The following is a 19,422-nucleotide window of genomic DNA, read 5'->3' as shown; positions in this document are numbered from 1 at the left end:
TTTCCCTGGGCTTTTTTTCATTCCGCTTAGTAACGATTGCGAGAGAACTTGTAGTTGGTGAGCGCTTTTTCCATGCGATCAACTTCTTCCAGCTCTTTCTCCTTCAGGCGACCGTTAGTGCGCAGGCGCTTGATCCTGTCCATGGTCTGGGCTGGGTTAACCTTGTGCGTCACGGTAATGCGCGCATCAGGCTCCAGCTCACGGATCTTGTCGATCACTTCCAGCTGCTCGGTCTCGTTACGCATAATCGCCATCAGCAAGGATGCCTGCTCGCGATCAGTCGAAGTGACTTCAGCAACTGCCAGGTCACGGTGTCTGGCACGCAATTTTTCCAGTTCACGCTTGTGCAGTGCCGCACCGGTCAGGTTCGCGTCGTGCGCTTCAATCTCCAACTGAACGTCTTCGATCTGCGCTTGCAAGCGTGCAATTTTCAGCTCTTGCATCTTGCTTGGTGTTCTAGCGGTGAGCTCCAATTTCTTCTTCAGATTCACCAGCTTACGATCCATCTTGCCGACAGTGCTGACCTCTGGGCGCCCGCGCCTACTCAGTTCAGTGCCCTTGATAGCCTGCTCGACCGTCCTGATCTCGCCTTTGGACAGCATGTTCGCCGTAGCCACCAGATCCAGCAGGTGACGTTCAGTGCGAAGCAGCATCGCTTCGATAGGCGCCTTTGAGCGACCTGGTTTGCGCAGGCCACGACGCTGATCGTTGTCCAGACTGTCCCATTCCGCCTGGGTCATCCCCAGTTCCGGTACGGTGTTCAGCATTTCCTGGATCGTCACCCCTTCCTGTTTGATCAGGTTGTGCAGGTTCATCAGGCCTTCGATCACATCTGGGGCCACCTTGGCTTTGACCGCCTTGATGGTGTCGCGCACTGCTTCGTAGCGCATTTTGTACGTGAAGTACAATTCGCCCAATTGGTTCCTGATTTCGGTGACGGCTTCCAGAGCTGGGTGCTCGGAGGGCTCAACCATTTCCAGGCCCAGGGTGTTGTCATACTCCTCGCGCAATCCCTGAAGCTCAAGGTGAGTCTTCAAGGCCTCACGACGTACATCGTCGAGGGAGGAAGCAGTTGAAACCGACCGTTGGAAGGTCGATAGCATTTGATCAACAGCATCACCCAACGTTGCGAGACGTTGATTCACTGCCGCAAATTCTTTTGGAAGTGTCAGGGTTTGATTAGATTCTGTCTTTTTCATATTAGATGCCGATTTCATAACCGCCTCCATGAGGATTTTTTAGGGACTTCCCTAATGAAGGCCAAGTCATTCGGCCTGCCAAATTTGCGTTTCTGAGTAAATTTATAGCCATGTTTTGACAAGGTGTCAATACAGTTGACTTAAAAAGATATGAATTGACATCAATACTCCTAAACGTGGTTCTTAATTCATTGAATTGTGGGGATTTTGTCGCGATATGCTAAGTGTCGGAGTGATAAGACTGCGGTGTTTCAAATAAGTTCCAAAAAAAATGCCTGTACATTCATACAGGCATTTCATGGCAAATGTTAACGATTGTGTCCGAATGCTAAATGTTTGTTTTGTATTGCCTACAAACCATCAGGACATTACGCGGATAATGACAAACCGAGCCCGGCCTCCCGCTCTGCCTTCATGGCTTGCGCCACCTCCACCAGGAAGCTCTCTATCTCGGCGGTTGAGACCTTAAGCCCAGGGAACAGGCCGTCATCGAAGCCTTTCTGCGCCTGGCCGCCTGCCGCCAGGTTACCGAATCCACGCTGCTCCATGTCGTACTGGGCAATATCGGATCCACGTGTGTATTTAACAAGCAATTCCATTCGCGCCTTGGCAATCGGATCAATATCGTTAAATGCCGACCCGGCCATCATGATGAAATCACCGGTACCGCCGTTTCGGGCAATCCGACCGCGCAGTTGGTGCAAGGTAAAGGCCCCCATCCTGTCGGCGCCTACCACCATGACGCAGTTAAGGTCTTTAACGTCGACACCGATTTCAATAAGTGTGGTCGATAAGAGAACGTCTGCGCCGCCATTGTTCATAAATTCAATGATTTCGCCTTTCTTGGTTCTGTGCGAACGCCCGTGAATGACCGCGATGCGTCCTGGGTAGATCTTTTCCCAGCCCTGCGCAGCGCTTTCAATCGTGGTGCGGTTCTTCCGGCTGAGGTCATCATCCAGTTGGGAACCCAAGTAGCGGCAATTCAAGGCATGGTCGCCCATGTACTTGTTGTATTTCTTTTGCAGGCGGGCAAATTCGAGTTCTTCGCCGTGAACAACTGCAATGAAACCGTCGGAGGCGGTGTTATCGAGCTCGTTGAGGAGCTCTGTGGCCTCTGCCAGCGGTTTTACGCTCTGTACCGAGACCCCACTGGCCTTCAGCAGCTTGGCGATCTTCTCGGCCTCTTTCTGTGTCTCGGCTTTGATGTGGAAGACGTAAGCTTGCTGCTCCGCCACTAGCGGGTAGATAACCGCCACGCGACGGCCCTGCTTGACCCAGCCCTTGAGGGTTTTTAGGGCCTCGAGTCGGTCGTCCTTGCCATTGCCGATCAATTTGGTCTTGATCGACTTGACCACCGGGCAGTCATCGATGAAGGACACGGATTTGCTGCCAAACTGCGTTTGCGCCATGGTGCGCGGGATTGGTGTGGCGGTCGCCTCCAGCACGTGGGTGCGTGGATGGGTCATGGCGTCGCGCTGGCCGGTACCCATTTTTTGTTGTTCGTCAGTGATGGCGAAGTCTGGGATCCACTCAGGGTGGTTTTTCAGCCAGGTAATGACCGCTGTTGTGCCGACCAGCATGTCCCCCTGCTTCACTTCATCGCTGAAGCCTGCAGTGACCAGGTGCACCTTGATGTCCGGGTACCAGCCTTGAATGTTTGCAGCCACCTGGCCGGCCAGCGGTTCGGTCGGCAACAGCACCACAGTGTTCTTGCCCTTGGAGCACATGTACGCAGCCGGAATACCATACGCCATGGTCTTACCGTTACCCACGTCGGCGGACAACAGCCTGTCCATGGGTTTGTGCTCGGCCAGGTTCTGGATAATGTCCCAGATGGCCGCACGCTGATCTTTGGTTGGCGTAAATGGGTGATCTTTCACCAGTTTGGCAATCAGGGTGCGGTCGACAGGGATCGCTGCCTCCGGGCACGGCTTGCGTTCGGTGGCATTGAGCGCCTTGCGGATCTCGTAGTAAGCGTTGAGTTTCCGGGCGGCCTTCAGCGCCTTTTCAAGATCTTCCACACTTTTTGGCTCGTGGAGGGCCAGAATCACCTCGTTTAACGAGCCATAACCGAGGTTGCAGATCCGAATAATGCTTCTTTCATCCTCATCGAAGCGCTCAACGATTTCACTGACCACTTCGGCTACGCAATCATTTGAGGCCAGGACGGAACGGGTGCAATCGGCGACCTTGGCCGGCGTGATCACCTTTTCCCTGCCGTTGTACCGGGCCACAATTCGGTTGCGATCTCCCGGTGGCACAACTTCGAGGTTATTGAGGTTGGTGTAGCCGTCTTTAAAGCCAATCTTTCCGCAGACGTGCACCACTTTACCGAGCTGATAGCTCTTCAGCTGCGCCCACGGCTCGGTAGGGCCGAAGATGAAGGCGCTGGTCTTGGTCAGACCATCACTGAGCTCGACGATGGCATAACCCCTGGTGTTCTTATCAGGCGTTTCGCCCCTCGCCTTCTTGGTGGCGATAACCTCCTCCTTGGTCTTGATGGTGACACTGTCCAGGCGCAACGTTGCGTAGAACGACGCGCCTTTCTGCATCTTCAAGATGGTGGAGACGTTCTTCAGCGGTACTGTGAAGTTGTCATAACTGTTCGGCAGGCGATAAAGCAGATCCGTCGGCTTTTCGATGTCCAGTTTGAATAGGCGTGAAAGCAAATTGGCGTTGAAATCTACCGACATAGTGAAATCCTTGTTCGTTGTTCCCGCAGTCTACCAAATGAGCAAACATTAAGTATCAATTGACTTCGAGCGATTCATTGCGTTGCGGTTGATCGTTACCAGGTTCGCGAAGTTCGTCCGGTCTTCATCCGTCATGGTGCCTTGCCCTGCCTTGCTGGATAGCTCCACCATGACCTTGCGAGCGCAGATGCCCGTGATGTGCCAACTGAGGCTAACCGCCGTGGACTCTACGGCCTCAGGCTCTCCCCGCATCAATTGTTCCATGTAGTGAGACGGGAGCTCAGACAGCATGCGCCCCAGTGCAGCAGCGCCGCCACGGTATCGCCGGTGTTGTGCCACATTTTTGCTCCAGTCACCTGGCCGATCCAGTTTCTCCTGGTCTTCAGGTGTCAGGCTGGCATCAAGTTCGCCGGCTTGATGCTGTTGTGCCCACGAGCCCAATAGGGACACCAGTTCGTCGCCATGGTGGATCCAGAGCACCGGCTCGGTAATCAGCTTGCTCAGGGATGGATTGTCCCAGAGCATACGGGTCAGGCGAATGGCGGCCTCGTTCATGGATTTCGTCGGTGTCACCTTGCTCTTGGCATGCCCAGAACGCGGCAACGGCATCGCTTCCAGTTTCTCTTCCAGTGCTTTCACCGGGAAACCGGTCTTTTCAGCCACTTTTTCCAAGGTCTGGTAGCGCAGCAGGGGGTCGCGGGCTTGTTGAATCAGCTCAATAGCCTCGTTGGCATAGGCCATGCGCCCTTCCTGGGTCGCCAGGTGGGGGCTCGCGTCGAGATTGTCCAGCAGCGCATCCAGCCACGGTTGGCGGTCTTCAAGCTTGGCCAGGTACACATCCGGAACGGTGGTGATCAGCGAGTGGGGATCGTCGCCTTTGTCCAGGATCACCATGTCATAGGTCACGTCGTAGTCGGTCAAGCTTTCGAGCAATAAGATGCCGGTGCTCACCAATGCCTTGAGGCCCGCAGAGTCGCCGTCAAACACAAAGGTGACGTGCCGGGTGTGGCGCCGCAATAGGCGCAACTGCTGAATGGAGATCGATGAGCCCAGCGCGCCCGCCGCAGGCTTTTCAATCATATGGTGCGCGATAACGTCGAACTGTCCTTCAACGACATAGATTTGATCGACAAAGTTCGGCCCGAAGGCCTTCAGGGACTCGTAGAAGCCGTACAGCAGGTTTGTTTTCGTAAAAGCGGAGCTTTCCTTGCTGTTCAGGTACTTCGGCTCATCCTCGGGATCCAGAGCCCTTCCGGACATGGCGACCACTTTGCCTTTGATGTCACGGATCGGCAGCATGAGCCGGTTGCGGAACATGGAGTACGGGCCATGGTCTTTCTGGCCAAAGACCCCAGCCTCCAGCAGGGCAGTCAGGTGGTCTGAAAGCAACTCAACAATCTTTGGCCCGTAGCCGGCATAACCGAGGGAGAATCGTTGAATCAGTTCGGCTGAAACCTTACGGCTGTCCAGGTACTGCAGTGCAAATTCAGCCTTTGGGTTGTCAACGGTGTCATTCAAGCCATTGGCAAACAGATCGTTGGCGGCCTGTAGCGCCGGTAGCAGGTTGATCGCCCGTTTGTCCTGCTGCGAGCTCATCAGGTAGGGAGTGAGATCCTCGCGGGCAATGTCGGCAAACTCTTGAATCACCGAGATGAAGGATCGGTTGTGAAAATTCTTCATGAACTCGAGTGCATTGCCCCCTGCCCCGCAACCAAAGCAATAGAAAAACTGCTTCTCCGGTGAAACCGAAAAGGAGGGTGAGCGCTCTTTGTGGAAGGGGCAAAGGCCAACGTAGTCGCGACCGGACTTCTTGAGCTTCACGTCGGCCTGGACGATCTCCAGGATGTCGACTTGGTCGATACATTTATCGATAACGTTTTGCGGTATCGTTAATAGGCCTTTGTCACTCATCACGTGCAGCTCAATTTGTAAAAATGGACAACATTTATACTGTATTGACATCATCCAGTCTACTGCATAGGATGCGCGTCCTCGACATTTCTTCGGTAAGTTCGCCAGGGTTGATACCCGGCATGGCCAGGCAATAAAGCCGCAAAAGACCTACCGTTCTCCCGATTTCTGGATGATTACTGATGGATCTCTCTAGCTTCTCTACACAATCGCTCGTTCAACCCTGGGTCGAGCGTTACTGCCGCCTAAACTCGGGTGACGCCTCTACCTGGTCGGAGCTTTACCACGCCAACTACACCTTCGAAATCGCGAAGATGTGGGACGAAATCGATGACCTGCAGCTCAGATCGGTTTGCTCCGAACTGGATTGGTCGGCGAATGACTGCAAAGTGACCCAGCGTACAGTAAAGCGTGCGCTCCAGACGCTGATTCATCTCAAAGATGGTCGTTTGTGCACGATGCTCGAGCATTTGAGCGAAGCCGTGGATGCGCACCCGAATCCGTTCGGACTTCGTGCCTTGATGGCGCAGGTGGAATACAAAGTTGCGGCGCTAGGGCCACGTCAGGACACAGAGGAGGAGAAACTGATCAGGGCGCTGGCGTTTGCTTGAGGAGAGGATCGGTACTCCCAGCCGTGGCTGGGCTGAACAAGGGGAGCCTTTAGGCTCCCCATTTTTGTGGTCAAACTACGCCGTTTGCGATGTACTCGCCGCGATGAGTGCCCTTGGCAATCAACGGTGAATAGTTCAAAGCATTGGAGAAGCTGTGCTTTTTCGGGTGGGCTTTATCACCTACCAGTGGCACCAGCGCGTTTTCCAGTGTCTTTTCGCGGCAGATTTTCTCGGGCGTGGCCCAGATCATTTCGACAATGCCTTTCTCGAACTCGGTGAGCTTGGCTTTGGATTTGAAGCGTGGTGTTTTACGCACTCGGCCTTCTTCTGAGCAGCTCGCCTGTCCCCAGTGATTGATCAATGCCTGGATGACCTCGACTGGCGCCGTCAAGACTGTCGGGCTCTCGGTGCCCTCCTCCTTGGTCTTGCGGAAATACCGGTTGGTGCCGGCGACCACCGATTCGACGGTGGTGCTGCTGAACACGCTCAGCATTTTGTGTAAGCAGGTGATCAGGCGGTTACGCGGGGCTTTCTTAAGCCAGGCCCAGGTTTGATCAGGATCGAGCCACACGGTGTCAGACCGCTCCGCCAAGACGTCACGGATGAATGAAAGACCCTTTTCAGTCGGTAAGCCTGGCACGAGGTATAACAGCGACTCGATATGAACAGCGCCTAAATGGGTGCAGGCTTTCTGTGCATGGGCATTAATCTTCAGGGACAAGCCTTCCATTGACGGAAAGATGACCAGTCGAGCTTCAGCTTCCTGCACTACTCGGATGGCCTTGTGACCGTCAAAGAATAGCGAGGCGGCTTTGAGCACGCCTTCCAGTCGATCAGGGCCAAGGCCATTATCTTTCAGCACGGATTCGATGCGATTGGCACTGGCTGGTGCCAGTTGGGCGATTTCAGTGACCAGGTGTTGCACGGTGGTCAGGTGCTGGTGCGCGAAGGGGGTCAGTTCACTGGCAAAGGCTTTGGAGATTTGACGAACACGTTCGCGGGTCAGTCCAAACTCGTCACCGGCTTGCTGAAGACTGCAGCCACCGCCGCCATCCCAGCCATACAACCTCAAGGTGATGTTCATGTCTCGCACACGGAGCTCATTTGCGGGATATGCTGCCGCAATAAGCGCCCTGATCTCGTCACCGAAGATCTTCATGGGGCTACGCCTCTTATTTTTATTATTATGTGGCGCTGGATTTCTTCCAGTTATGGAGGAATATACCCAGCGCCGGCAAGGCGGTCAATATATTGATATTGTTTTGGGGGTTAAGCAGCGCGTGGATCTTTGCTGGTGACAGCAATGGGCGTCATCCAACGCGTGTCGAGAATGTAACTAGCCGCAGCATTACCGTCATTGGTCATGCCCCGCTCTTTCTTCCACTCTTCAGTGTTTTCCTCGGCGCGTTTTTGATAGCTGTGACAGTGGGCGATTCCCTGATCGATCATGCGCAGAACCTCACCCATGGTGGTGAAGTAGACGGCCCATTTGTAGGGTTGCGGCGCAAATTTCCCGTCCTTGCTGATCCCTTCAGGCCATTGCACCCAGAAGAAGATCCCCATGTCGGGATAGAAACTCCGGTAGCGGATGACATCTTTCAGATTCAGTGTGATGGCGTAATAAGGATCAAAACCCCAGCGGCTACTCACAAAAAATGGCGTCTGTACGGCCTTCAGGTCGCACTCGCCATAACCGGGCACTACCAAGTCCGGAGCTTTTTTGTCAGTCGCTTTGCGGGGGTTTAACTCCACCTGCAGATAGGTGCAGCGGTTCATCAATTGAATGAAGGCGTCTTCACGAAGTTCACCTTCGTGACACCAAGCCAGTTTGTCTTCATTGTTCAACGGAACGGTACTTTCGCACTTAACATCAGACATAAATTGTCAGCGTTAGTGAACCACGTCCTGGGAGCTCAGCCTGCGCATTCTCCTGTGTATTGCAGGGGGTTGATGAACAAAGGGGGCTGTTACAGCGCCTGAGCCCCCTATAGCCTTCGATCAGTCTGGTGTCGGCCCAGACTCTTCCGATCCGGTCATCGCAACCTCAGCGGCGCTCAGAGCCTTTTCTAGCGCCAATCTCAGTGCCGCCCGGTGCTGATCCATGTCATCGATCACTGCCGTCGGTACGGTGTCCCGCGCCACCCGATAATCCACTTTCCGGGCATACTGCTTGACGTATTCGATCTTAACATTGTCACCCCACAGGCTCACCAGCTTTTGCATGGCCGGGCCATTAGCGCTGATCGGAGGGATCGGCAATTCATTTGCCTCTTCCTCTCCGAAGCCCTGGATGAACACGCGCATGGTGCCTTCGTCGTTCAGGGAGGACAAGCCGTGCACTTTGCCCATCTCGCGTATAACGCTAGCCCCTTCGGGGAGGTTAACGACCACCTTGCCGCTCTGGTTGGCCAGAAAGGCGTCCAGCGGCTGCACCGTATCGATGATCAGGTTGAAGCTTTTGGTTTTTTCGTTGGATCTAACCCGACCCTGCAGTACCACCAGGTTATGGTTATTCAAAAAGGCCTGGAAGTCGTTGAACTCCTTGTTATAAATCATGCAATCCATTCGGGCCGTGCCATCGTCGAGCTTGAAGCTGGCGTAGGTACCCTTGGTATTCGACCGGCAGTCGAAGTCGGTCATTAGGCCCGCTACGGTGACGTTGTAGTAGCGATCCTCGCGCTCGACCGTTTCATCTTCGAGGTTGGTAACCAGATCCGATAGGTTGCAGGTCAGAGCTGGACGCAGGGCCGGACGATATTGCTCGTAAGGGTGGCCTGTCAGGTATAGGCCCAGGGCCTTGCGCTCACCGTCGAGACGAATGTTGATTTCCATCGCTGGCACGGTCAAACGGGGGACGGGCGGGATCTCCATATCAAATAACATGCCCTGCCCTTGGTGCTTGCGCAGGTGCTTGCCGGCTTCCAGCGCCAGCGGGTACACCGCGAGCAGTTCAGACCGATCAATCCCGCTGAAGTCGAACATGCCCGCATTGATACAGGACTCGATCACGTTCTTGCGCAGTGGGACGCGGTAGAGGAAGTCGACCAGGTTTTCGAATTCGCCCACTTGTTCACGGTTCTTCAGTACTTCCAGGATCGGTACTTCGCCCAGCCTGTCCACCGAGCCCATGCCGTACAGCACTTTGCCGTTGTGCGGGGTAAAGGCCCACTTGGAGTGGTTGATATCAGGTGGGGTGACTTCCAGGCCCATCATGCGGGTTTCGTGGATCAGCTTGACGATTTTATCGGTGTTGCCGATGTCGCAGGTCAGTGCCGCCGCCATGAAGTCGGCAGGGTAGTTCGCTTTCAGGTAGGCGGTTTGGTAAGCAATTAACGCGTAGGCGGCAGAGTGAGACTTGTTGAAGCCGTATTCGGCGAATTTCGCCATCAGGTCGAACACGGATTCGGCCAGCTCGGCGGGAATCTTGTTGTTGACGCAGCCGTCGACGAAGATCTGCCGCTGTTTAGCCATTTCCTCGGGTTTTTTCTTGCCCATGGCTCGGCGCAGCATGTCCGCGCCGCCGAGGGTGTAACCGGCCATGACCTGGGCGATCTGCATCACCTGTTCCTGGTACACGATTACGCCGTAGGTGTTATTCAATACCGGCTCAAGAGACGAATGCGGGTAGGTAACTTCTGCCCTGCCGTGCTTACGGTTTACGAAGTCGTCGACCATGCCCGATTGCAGTGGGCCCGGACGGAACAAGGCCACCAGTGCGATCAAGTCTTCCAGGCAGTCAGGTTTTAGTTTTTTGACCAGTTCCTTCATGCCCTTCGACTCAAGCTGGAACACTGCCGTGGTCTCGGCGTTTTGTAGCAGCTTGTAGGTCGGCTTGTCGTCCAATGGGATGAAGGCGATGTTCAGAGGGGCCTTACCCTCCTTCAGGTGGCGAGCATTGATCGATTTCACCGCATAATCGATGGTCGTCAGGTTTTTCAGGCCCAAGAAGTCAAACTTCACCAAACCTGCTGCTTCCACATCGTCCTTGTCGAACTGAGTTACCAGGTTCGAACCGTCAGCGTCGCAGTAGACAGGAGAGAAGTCGGTCAATTTGGTCGGTGCGATTACAACACCACCGGCATGTTTACCTGTCTGCAGGCACAAACCCTCAACAGCCACCGCATAATCCCAAATCCTGCGGGCGTCCTGATCCGTATCGATCAAGATCTTCAGCTCAGGCGCCAGCTTCAGAGCCTTTTCAAGGGTAATGTCAGGCGCCTTGGGAACTAGGTTGGCCATGCTGTTACCCAGGCCCCCTGGCATGCCCAGCGCGTTAGTCACCCGCTTGATGGCGCTTTTCGCAGCCATGGTGCCATACGTGATGATCTGACTGACGGCGTGATGACCATACGCATCCGCTACGTATTCGATCACCTTGTCTCGCTTGTCCATGCAAAAGTCGATGTCGAAGTCGGGCATCGAGACCCGTTCCGGGTTAAGGAATCGCTCAAACAGCAATGCATAGGGGATCGGGTTAAGGTCGGTGATTCCTAGGGCGTAGGCCACCAGGGAGCCGGCGCCCGAACCACGGCCTGGCCCTACCGGGATGTCGTTCTTTTTGGCCCAGGTGATAAAGTCAGCAACGATCAGGAAGTAGCCGGGGAAACCCATCTGTTTGATGGTGTTGAGCTCAAAGCGCAGGCGTTCCTCGTACTCTTGCCGGTGTTTGGCAATGACCTCGTCTGTCGGAAAGTATTCACGCAGGCGTGTTTCCAGGCCATCGAATGACATTTTGTCGAGCAGGTCAGCCTCGGTCATCCCCTCCGGGGCTGGGAAGGCCGGCAGGTAGTTTTTGCCTAGGGTGAGGTCAACGCTGCACTGGGCCGCAATAACCAGGGTGTTTTCAATGGCTGCAGGAATGTCCGAGAAGAGCTCAATCATCTCCTCAGGGCTTTTCAGGAACTGATGCTGCGTGCAGTTCGGCGTGTGGTCTTTTCGCAACTCGTCGACGGTACGCTTTTGGGCGATAGCGTCACGAACCTCGTGAGTACTGAATTCATCGCTCTGCAGAAAGCGCACGTTGTTGGTTGCGACCACCGGCAAGTCGACTTCCATGGCCAGCTGCACGGCTTCACGGACATAGCGGTCGTCGGCGCCGTGGCCAATACGTTGCAGCTCGAGGTAAAAATTGTCACCGAAGAGCTCGCGGAACTCCGAGACCGAGTCCATCACCAAGCTTTTATCGCGGTTTTGCATCAACAGCGTGCCGATTTCCCCTTGCCGAGCGCCGGACAGTGCGATCAAACCTGAAGATTTGTCATTAAACCAGCTGAGCGGGATGATCGGACGATTCAGCTTGTCACGGATGCCTTTTTCATAACCCTGCGAGATGATTTCGCTGAGTGCTCGGTATCCGTCATTGTCGCGGCACAGGACGGTTAGAAGCGAGGTGCTCAGACGACTCGTCTGGATCAGTATCTGGGCACCAATAATCGGCTTGACGCCGGACGCCATAGCCGCCTTATATGCCTTGATCGTCGCAAACATGTTGCAGTCGTCGGTCACCGCTACCGCTGGCATCCCAGCATCGGCCACGCCATCCATCAGCTGGTCGATTCTGACCAGCGAGTCGTGCAAGGAGTATTCGGAATGTAGGGACAGATGGACAAAGCTCACGCGGCTTGCTCCTGGGATGCAGATGGTCTATCTAGGGTGACAGATGACACTATATGCAATCAATTGACAATTGAGGTCGGAACCCTATACTCGTCTCCCTCAAACTGCAACCGGGTGTATGCCGATGACGTCTTTCGTTGATGCTAATGGAATATCAAATTTTGCTGAGCGGGCGTATCCCCTCGAAAGAACGATCATCGCCACCTTGCTGGACTCGCCGAGCCTTTTTACAAAAGTCGCTGAGGTTATCGAACCTGGTGACTTTTTTAATGATGGCGCTCGGCAGATTTATGCCTGGGTTAGCGGTGAGACCAAGCTGAACAACCCGGTTTCGACGGCTCTCGCCCTCTCCCGTTTTGCCAGCATGAAGTTCGTTGAAGAGTTCTTGATGGAGTCGTTGGCTGAAATGCCAGACGCCCTCAGCGTGACTCGAGCGGCAGAAGAATTGCGTAATATTGCCGTTCGCCGCGATACCCTGCGAAATCTGCAACAAGTCCAAGTGGATCTGCTGCAGTTCAAAGCGCCGTTGTCCGAAGATCTTTCGAAGCTATCGAAGGGCGTTCAGGACGCCAATCACCGGATGACCTCTGGTGCCGACACAGTCAAATCCTACGCTGATGTCTTTGATCGATGGTTTGTTCAGTTTACCGATCTAGCTTCTGGAAAAACCACGCCGGGCGTGCCCACGGGCTTCGATCAACTCGATGAGTTTCTGGCAGGCTTGCAACCAGCAGACCTGATCATCATCGGTGGCCGCCCTTCCATGGGTAAGACGACGTTTGCGATGAATATCATCGAATACGTGTCGGTGGTGTTGAATCGGGCGACCATGGTGTTTTCCCTGGAAATGCCTGACACATCGATTCTGCAACGTTCGGTTGCCAGCATTGGTGGGATTGATTTTGAAGACCTTCGTCGTGGCAAGCTCAAAGTCGGCGACCTCGAAAAGCTTCAGATCGCGAGCGAAAAACTTAAAAAAGCCCCAATTTTCATCGATGACAGCCCAGGCCTGACGCTTCAGCAACTGTGCGCACGAGCCATCCGGAAGTTCGATGAAACGCCATTCTCCCTGATTATGATCGACTACCTGCAGTTGATGCGGCTGTCGGCGCTTCACGCGGGTGATCCAGTTAAAGGGCTGGGTGAAATCACTCAGGGCCTCAAGGCCTTGGGTAAACTTCTTGGTATCCCGATTATCGTTCTCTCCCAACTGTCGCGCTCATTGGAGCAGCGCCCGAACAAGCGTCCTATCGCTGCCGACCTGCGTGAGTCTGGTGCCATTGAGCAAGATGCTGACGTGATCATGTTCGTGTACCGGGATGAGGTTTATAACCCTGACACTGAATACAAAGGCATTGCCGAGATCATCATTGGGAAGCAGCGTAACGGGCCGCTCGGCACGGCTTACGTTGGGTTTACCGGTGGACAATCAAGGTTCAAAAACATTGACCAGTCGCTGGTCAAGCATCCAGACCCACAGACGTCCAAACGGGGCGGTAAAGACAAAGCCAGAGGGGACAAAGGCCCAAGCTCAGCAGGCGAGGTCTTGGAAGGCATTGATTTCAGAGAATTGCCACAGGACACGATGCCCTGGGAAGACCCAGCATCCGATACCGCCTTGTCCGACCCTGACTATTCTGACAATCCCCTTTAATTGACGCTCTCGTCCATGAAACAATGAGGTCAGTCACTTAATCGCGGGCAACATCTATGTCAGATCCAGAGATTTTTGCGGTGTTGGACACTGAATCCACAGGATTCAAGTTTCATGAAGGCCATCGACTGTGCGAAATTGGCATCGTCGAGATGAAGGGTAGCGTCCCAACGGGCAGAACCTTTCATGTGTATATCGACCCCCAGCGATCCGTACCTGAGGGCGCCTACGATGTGCACGGATTGAGCCGCGATGACTGTATTCAGTTGGGTGGCGGAAAGGTTTTCTCTGACATTGCGATGGATATGCTGGAGTTCATCGGCAGCTCTACGCTTGTCGCTCACAACGCTGCGCACGACATCCCATTTCTGGATGCGGAGCTAAAGCACGCTGGCCTGAAGACGCTTACGCAGTTGGGTAACCCGGTCATTTGTACCCTGGTGCTGGCGAGGGCCAAATACGGGCCTGGTCGCTATAACCTTGACCGCTTGAACAACCTGTTGCTTGGCGATGCCAAGATCAAGCGGGAATTGCACGGCGCTTTGCTCGACGCCACCATTCTTGGTGAAATTTTCAAAGTCATGCGTATCAGCCAAACAGGCATGACGTTTGACACCCGTGCACGTTTGGCTGGCCCTACCCTTTCCCCAGAGCGCCTTTCCTTACCAGTGGGCTCGCTCAAGGTTTCTTCGCTGCGGTCAGATGATCAGGAACGGCACCAGAAGCTCTGTGAGCGCATTAAGAAGTCTTCTGGCGGCGAATGCCTGGCAGCGGGCCTTGAAATGCGCTGAGGCGATCCAGAGAGCCGCAGCAGCGGGTCTCCCAACGTGGCCTTTACCCTGAAAACGAAAAACGTGCGCCTGGCGCACGTTTTTTTATGGGTGAAGCGTAGAGGCAACGATTCAGCGAAGGAGGTAACTAATCAGCTCCTGAGCTTCACCAAACCCTTTGGCTGACCTACCGTTCGAAGCAAACATGGTTGGCGTTCCCTGAACGTCGAACATCTGACCCATGTTGTAGTGATCCGGCACGGGCGGTGGGGTGCGATGGATCGACTTCGGCAGTGCTGCGCAGTCAGCATCAGGCACGCGGTAGCCTAAGAACGCGCTGTCCATTGCGGCCCTCTGGTCAGGCGTGCACCAGATATTGCGCATATTCTCGCCGGTCGGAGACACTTGACCCACGGCGACTGTGGCCATGTCACGCGGATACATCAGGTAGTGAACGGAAATCCCGGCTTGTTGCAATTGTGGCAGCGCCCTGTGCAATTTTTTGCAATATGGGCAGCTTGGGTCGGTAAAGACATAGAGCCTGACCTTCTCCTGCGGAGCCTTGTAAATAATCGTCCACTCATCAGGAATATTCGTAAGGGTAGACCGGATCTGCTCTTGCTTCTCAGATTCGCCCATGATCGAGCCATCGACGTTGTAGCCAATTTTTGCAACACCAGGCTGTCCGGATTTGGCGAACGCCACTCGCTTACTCTCCAGGCTTGCCTTCGCGACGGCGTCGACAAACGGGGCCGGATGCGTGGTCATTGGGAAGCCCTTCGACGTAGTGCCCTTAACTGGCTCGGTACTGCCGGTTGGAGCATGGGCTTCTTGTGACGCCGGCTGTTGAACCGCCTGTGGGGCCGCTGCAAGCGACGGGGACTCTTGTGGTGCCACTGGCGCCTGGGCAGACGAAACGACCGCCTCCAGAGGCTCTGGAGCAACTGGTTCGGTCGCATAGACAACCGGGCCGGCCTTATTCAGTTCGTCAATTTTTACTTTGAGGAACTCTTTGAAGGCCTCGGAACGCTCATCCTGACCAAGATCCAGGCGACCATTGCTTTCAAGCGAATCGCCGGTCGGTTTTGGAGCGGGAGATTGTGCCGGGATGGGTTGCGAAGGGGCTGGTGCGGCAACGGCGAGAGGGGCCGCTGGGGCTGGTCGCGTCGCGGTTGCTTGCTGAGCGGTGTTGATCGCGGCATAGGTTACGGCGACGGAAGCAATGATCAATCCCAGGTTTCGGGCATTTTCGATTGTCAGCCAGCCAGATTTCTTATCCCCAGAGGCTTGCTGCCCAGAGGGTTTCTGATCGTGCATTGGAGAGCTCCTGAAGTGTTCTTTGAACCTGTCGGCAACACCTGCAGGACACCCTCCCCTTGCATGATGTGACACACTGGGGAGATGGCCACAGGCCTACCTCCGCGTCAATATATCACATATGTCTATTTAGCAGGCCAGCTCCAGCGATACTGCCGGAAACTTCAGGTGCTCTTTGAAGTTTTCACGCTGCAGCGAAATAACAAAATCCTCAAGGCTTTCGAACCGAGACACCCCTTCCTTGTAGTCCTGGCGCTCTTGGTTCCACGGCTGGTCGATCAGGATCGTGTATTTCACCAGGCCTGCGTTTTTCATGTCATCGAGGTTTTTCGGCAAGTCGTCAACCATGTACAAGAAGCCCTGTGGGTACTTCGCAATGGCTGCCTCGGCTTTAGTCATGCCCTCCGGCACGATGATCAGATCGTCATGCGGCACCTTGTTGGCAGCCAACCAGCCGGTGGTCAGGGCTTCTGGGGCGTAACCTCGAGACGTAATCAATACCAGCGGGCGACCACTGTCCTTAAGGGCCTGCAAAGCCTTCAGGGCACCGCGAGCCATAGGAATCGTGGCCAGCAGGTTGTCCTCGAGAATGATGTCCAGAAATTCCTTGATAGGAATACCATAGCGATTGTAAATGTCGAAGCCGGCCCAATGCTCAGGGCTTTCGACGCTCGGGTAGCGCTTCTTCAGGCTTGTGTAGAGTGCGTTTTTTAGCACTGCGATCACGTCATCTACATCTATGGCGATAGGCTTCATGGGCAATTCCTTAAATAAGGTGACAATACATACCTAAAGATTGGCACAATGTCAATTCACACCCAATGTCTCCAGTTCGCTTGCGCCAGCGCTTCCGCAGATTTTATGATCAATTAATGACTTACGAGTAGGCGCTATGAACCAGCAACCAGAAGAATTCCTTTACGTCGTTGACCTCAAAAACTGCTTCGATGTTGACGTGAGCACAGGTCAACAGGAATTCTCTTGGGAGGAATTCAAAGAAACAGTGGCCACTCACCGCCTGCGGAACCGTAAAGACGGGGAAGGCTTCATGCCTGTCATGATGAAGCATGAGGCAGAGTGGCAGTTGGTTTACCCCCAACAGAAGCCTGGTAAGGTGCAGCAACCGCCCCACTACCGGGGTGACATCAACATCGAGGCAATCACAGCCTTGGTGATCGACTTGGACAAGCCAGGTGCATTGGATCAGGCTGAAGAGCTGTTTGCCGGCTATGAGTATTGCGTCTACACGACCCACAACTACTCGCTGGCAACGCCGTGGAAATACCGCATGGTTCTGCGCCTGTTCGAGCCGATTCTGGTTGAGCACTGGCCATCTTGCTTCGAGTCGCTGAAAACCCGAATCGAGTTGGACGTCAGCTGCTGCAACCCTTCGCGCTTTTACTACTACCCGAGTCATTCGAAAGAAAACTCCGACATCAAGCCAAAAGCCTACCATCGCCCTGGCGCAGCCATTTCGATGGATGACATTTTGGGGATGGCGCGTGACCAGGAAGACGTCATTAAGGCGAGTCGTGCCATCAAGTTCAGGGCGCCCTCCTCCCAAAAGCATGTTCCTTTGGTGCACTTTACGGGCACCCATGTCAGTCGTTTTGATGCGGTTCCTGATCAGGTAGACATGTCCTGGGCCACGCTGTGCGAGCGACATAAGCCCTCCCTTGATGACTACCGACTTGAAGGTTCCAACCATCGGCTGGCCCTCACCATTACAGCTCGTGAAATCGGCAAGATGGGTCATAAAACGGACATCAAATCCCTCCTCCTTTTCATCTTTCAGGCTGCACATGATGAGGGCAGCAAGCCGATTGAGGCCGGGGACACGATGGACGAGATGCCAGGATTCATCGCCACGGGAATTTGGAAGTACGCTCGCGAGCTGTACGAAAAAATTGAAGCTGAACACTCCGACATTATCGGTTGGCTGTCGAGCATGGTGCGTTGGGCTTACACCAACTACAAAACGGAACGGTTGCCTGAGCCTCCTAAGCCGGCAGCGGAGGTCATCGCCGCTCCTGAGGCCACAGACAAGCAATCGACCTATGCAGCGTTCAAGGAGCGTCACAGGGCCTTCCTGAGGGAGTTCGTTGCCACCGGAGACTCAAAGCTATTGCTCAAGCAGGTGCTTCAGCATGAGCTGAAGTCTTCTTCCCCGAAGTACGACGATATTGCGCATGCTGTGACCAACTACTTGATCGGTTATCAAACCGAGATTCGCAAAGTTCCTGCGCTGCAGGGCTGGGTCAACATTCAGCTCGAAAGCGGCAATCTTGCTCGCATGTTTTCAGACAAGCATGTGGACGTCGATCAGCAGAAGCTCACCTTTGCCAAGAGTGCGTTCATGATCCACCTGATGCAGCGTATGCCGGAAGACGCACGTAAAGCAGCACAACCGGCCTCCCCTGCCCTCGCTTAACGCCAACCGCCCCTAAGGGGCGGTTTTCTTTGCCTTAAACGCCAAAACCATCAAAAGTCATAAGGCTTATCGGTTTTAAGATTTTAAATCTGCGTGATTTTCAGGTGCTTTGCCCAGCAGATTTTTTAAACGAAATCAGTATTTTTATGCCTCAAGGGGTAAATCTGCGCCCATCCCTGTCTTTCACAGCGCTTTTAGCTGGCAACTCTATATCCCTGTAGCGGTACCGCTCCTTCTTAACCTCCCTCTCGATTTGACGATATACCTAAAGTCCAGCATGGTTCTCCGGAAAGCCTGGTGCTCTACCTAATGGTCTCCACTCCAAGAAATTCCCTGTAGCTGTCACCGTCCACCGTTAACCGAAAACATAGAAGCGGAAAGCTGAGTACATCCTAAGAACTAATGGTGCGTAGCGGATTGGCGTCCTTGATCAGCGAAATCTGTCGTGATCGCCAGGTGTCGCCATCCTATGAGACTTGGCTATTTTCTCACTAATCCCGTGAATCTAACTCCGTTATACGCCCGCGAGACTTAACTAGGCCTGCCGCTCAGACACTCGCTAGCCTTAATAGCATGAGGTGTTGATGCTGGTGTCCGGTTCAGTAGATCCGTACACACTCACAAAGCGTGGCTGCATTCCATGTCTTATAGCTCGAACATTTGATTTGGCTTTCCCACGTCAAACGAGGCTTTTGATCCCACTGATGAACCATCGTCATTTTCATCAGTCGCATTTTGCGACTCACGTATGGCCGCCGAGCGATAGGATTGATTGTGCCACTTACCCTTCCCTCATTGCTGTAGATGAGCATGGTGAAAATGGCTGATCCGATGGCTTCCCATCAGATGCTTACTAAGGCTATTCGTGGCACACCGAGATGCAGGTGTGGAACAGTTCAGGATCGCCCATACCTAAGACCTCACCATGCGCACCCACCTGGTCACAAGTCGCATTTTGCGACTTCAGTCTGAGTCGAACCTTAACGTGCAGGGTTGCTCAAGTCGCAAAATGCGACTTACCCACGGGCGCTTCCTCCTGTTTAGACAGTGCGGTGCGGGTCTGATTACTTCTATCAAAGAGTCGCATTTTGCGACTCTTGGTGGTTATGGCCAGAGTATGAGTGCACCTTGAAACGAGTCGCAAAATGCGACTAAGCAACGTTACGATATAACGTCCCAACAGATTGGTTGTGAGGAAACGCCGCACGTTGAATTGCACC

The 19,422-nt window shown here is 54.1% G+C and carries 12 protein-coding genes; 4 read left to right on the top strand and 8 right to left on the bottom strand.

The annotated features are described in order from the left end of the window. Nucleotides 1–26 precede the first annotated feature (26 nt). The 3 genes from NQL71_RS33260 to dnaG all read right to left on the bottom strand — a co-directional run bounded on the left by NQL71_RS33260 (nucleotide 27) and on the right by dnaG (nucleotide 5,803). Nucleotides 27–1,145: a hypothetical protein gene (locus NQL71_RS33260; protein WP_274643849.1), complete on the bottom strand. Its 1,119-nt coding sequence runs from the start codon at nucleotides 1,143–1,145 to the stop codon at nucleotides 27–29. A gap of 422 nt (nucleotides 1,146–1,567) precedes the next feature. Beyond that, nucleotides 1,568–3,892, bottom strand: a complete 2,325-nt coding sequence (locus tag NQL71_RS33255) for a DEAD/DEAH box helicase (protein WP_274643848.1) — start codon at nucleotides 3,890–3,892, stop codon at nucleotides 1,568–1,570. Nucleotides 3,893–3,940: 48 nt separating this feature from the next. After that, on the bottom strand, nucleotides 3,941–5,803 hold the full coding sequence (gene dnaG, locus NQL71_RS33250; protein ID WP_274643847.1) for a DNA primase: 1,863 nt from the start codon (nucleotides 5,801–5,803) through the stop codon (nucleotides 3,941–3,943). 182 nt (nucleotides 5,804–5,985) lie between these two features. On the opposite strand from dnaG, the gene NQL71_RS33245 reads away from it, so the two are divergent. Continuing rightward, complete coding sequence (locus NQL71_RS33245; RefSeq protein ID WP_274643846.1) at nucleotides 5,986–6,414, top strand: hypothetical protein; 429 nt, start codon at nucleotides 5,986–5,988, stop codon at nucleotides 6,412–6,414. A gap of 70 nt (nucleotides 6,415–6,484) precedes the next feature. Here NQL71_RS33245 and NQL71_RS33240 read toward each other — a convergent pair whose 3' ends face one another. The 3 genes from NQL71_RS33240 to dnaE all read right to left on the bottom strand — a co-directional run bounded on the left by NQL71_RS33240 (nucleotide 6,485) and on the right by dnaE (nucleotide 12,030). Beyond that, entirely contained in the window at nucleotides 6,485–7,498 is a 1,014-nt protein-coding gene (locus NQL71_RS33240; RefSeq protein WP_274643845.1) for a hypothetical protein, read from the bottom strand. Nucleotides 7,499–7,683: 185 nt separating this feature from the next. Next, nucleotides 7,684–8,259, bottom strand: coding sequence for a hypothetical protein (locus NQL71_RS33235; protein ID WP_274643844.1), 576 nt, complete (start codon nucleotides 8,257–8,259; stop codon nucleotides 7,684–7,686). A gap of 153 nt (nucleotides 8,260–8,412) precedes the next feature. Beyond that, on the bottom strand, nucleotides 8,413–12,030 hold the full coding sequence (gene dnaE, locus NQL71_RS33230; protein WP_274643843.1) for a DNA polymerase III subunit alpha: 3,618 nt from the start codon (nucleotides 12,028–12,030) through the stop codon (nucleotides 8,413–8,415). Nucleotides 12,031–12,154: 124 nt separating this feature from the next. On the opposite strand from dnaE, the gene NQL71_RS33225 reads away from it, so the two are divergent. Next, a complete protein-coding gene (locus NQL71_RS33225; protein WP_274643842.1) occupies nucleotides 12,155–13,684 on the top strand; it encodes a replicative DNA helicase in 1,530 nt (509 codons plus the stop codon). A gap of 56 nt (nucleotides 13,685–13,740) precedes the next feature. Next, nucleotides 13,741–14,475 carry an exonuclease domain-containing protein gene (locus NQL71_RS33220; protein ID WP_274643841.1) on the top strand — a complete coding sequence of 245 codons (735 nt, stop codon included), beginning with the start codon at nucleotides 13,741–13,743 and terminating at the stop codon, nucleotides 14,473–14,475. 111 nt (nucleotides 14,476–14,586) lie between these two features. Here the strand turns inward: NQL71_RS33220 and NQL71_RS33215 are convergent, their stop codons facing one another. Together NQL71_RS33215 and NQL71_RS33210 are read right to left on the bottom strand one after the other, a co-directional pair. Beyond that, nucleotides 14,587–15,771 (bottom strand): thioredoxin fold domain-containing protein, encoded by a 1,185-nt coding sequence (locus tag NQL71_RS33215; RefSeq protein WP_274643840.1) that lies wholly within the window; start codon nucleotides 15,769–15,771, stop codon nucleotides 14,587–14,589. Between the two features lie 129 nt (nucleotides 15,772–15,900). Continuing rightward, nucleotides 15,901–16,527: a 5' nucleotidase, NT5C type gene (locus tag NQL71_RS33210; RefSeq protein ID WP_274643839.1), complete on the bottom strand. Its 627-nt coding sequence runs from the start codon at nucleotides 16,525–16,527 to the stop codon at nucleotides 15,901–15,903. Between the two features lie 136 nt (nucleotides 16,528–16,663). On the opposite strand from NQL71_RS33210, the gene NQL71_RS33205 reads away from it, so the two are divergent. After that, nucleotides 16,664–18,202 carry a hypothetical protein gene (locus NQL71_RS33205; RefSeq protein ID WP_274643838.1) on the top strand — a complete coding sequence of 513 codons (1,539 nt, stop codon included), beginning with the start codon at nucleotides 16,664–16,666 and terminating at the stop codon, nucleotides 18,200–18,202. Nucleotides 18,203–19,422 lie beyond the last annotated feature (1,220 nt).

This window comes from Pseudomonas serbica, assembly GCF_028823535.1.
Taxonomy (GTDB): domain Bacteria; phylum Pseudomonadota; class Gammaproteobacteria; order Pseudomonadales; family Pseudomonadaceae; genus Aquipseudomonas; species Aquipseudomonas serbica.
Note: the sequence above shows the minus strand (reverse complement) of the source record. Positions and strands in the feature narration are given on the sequence as shown.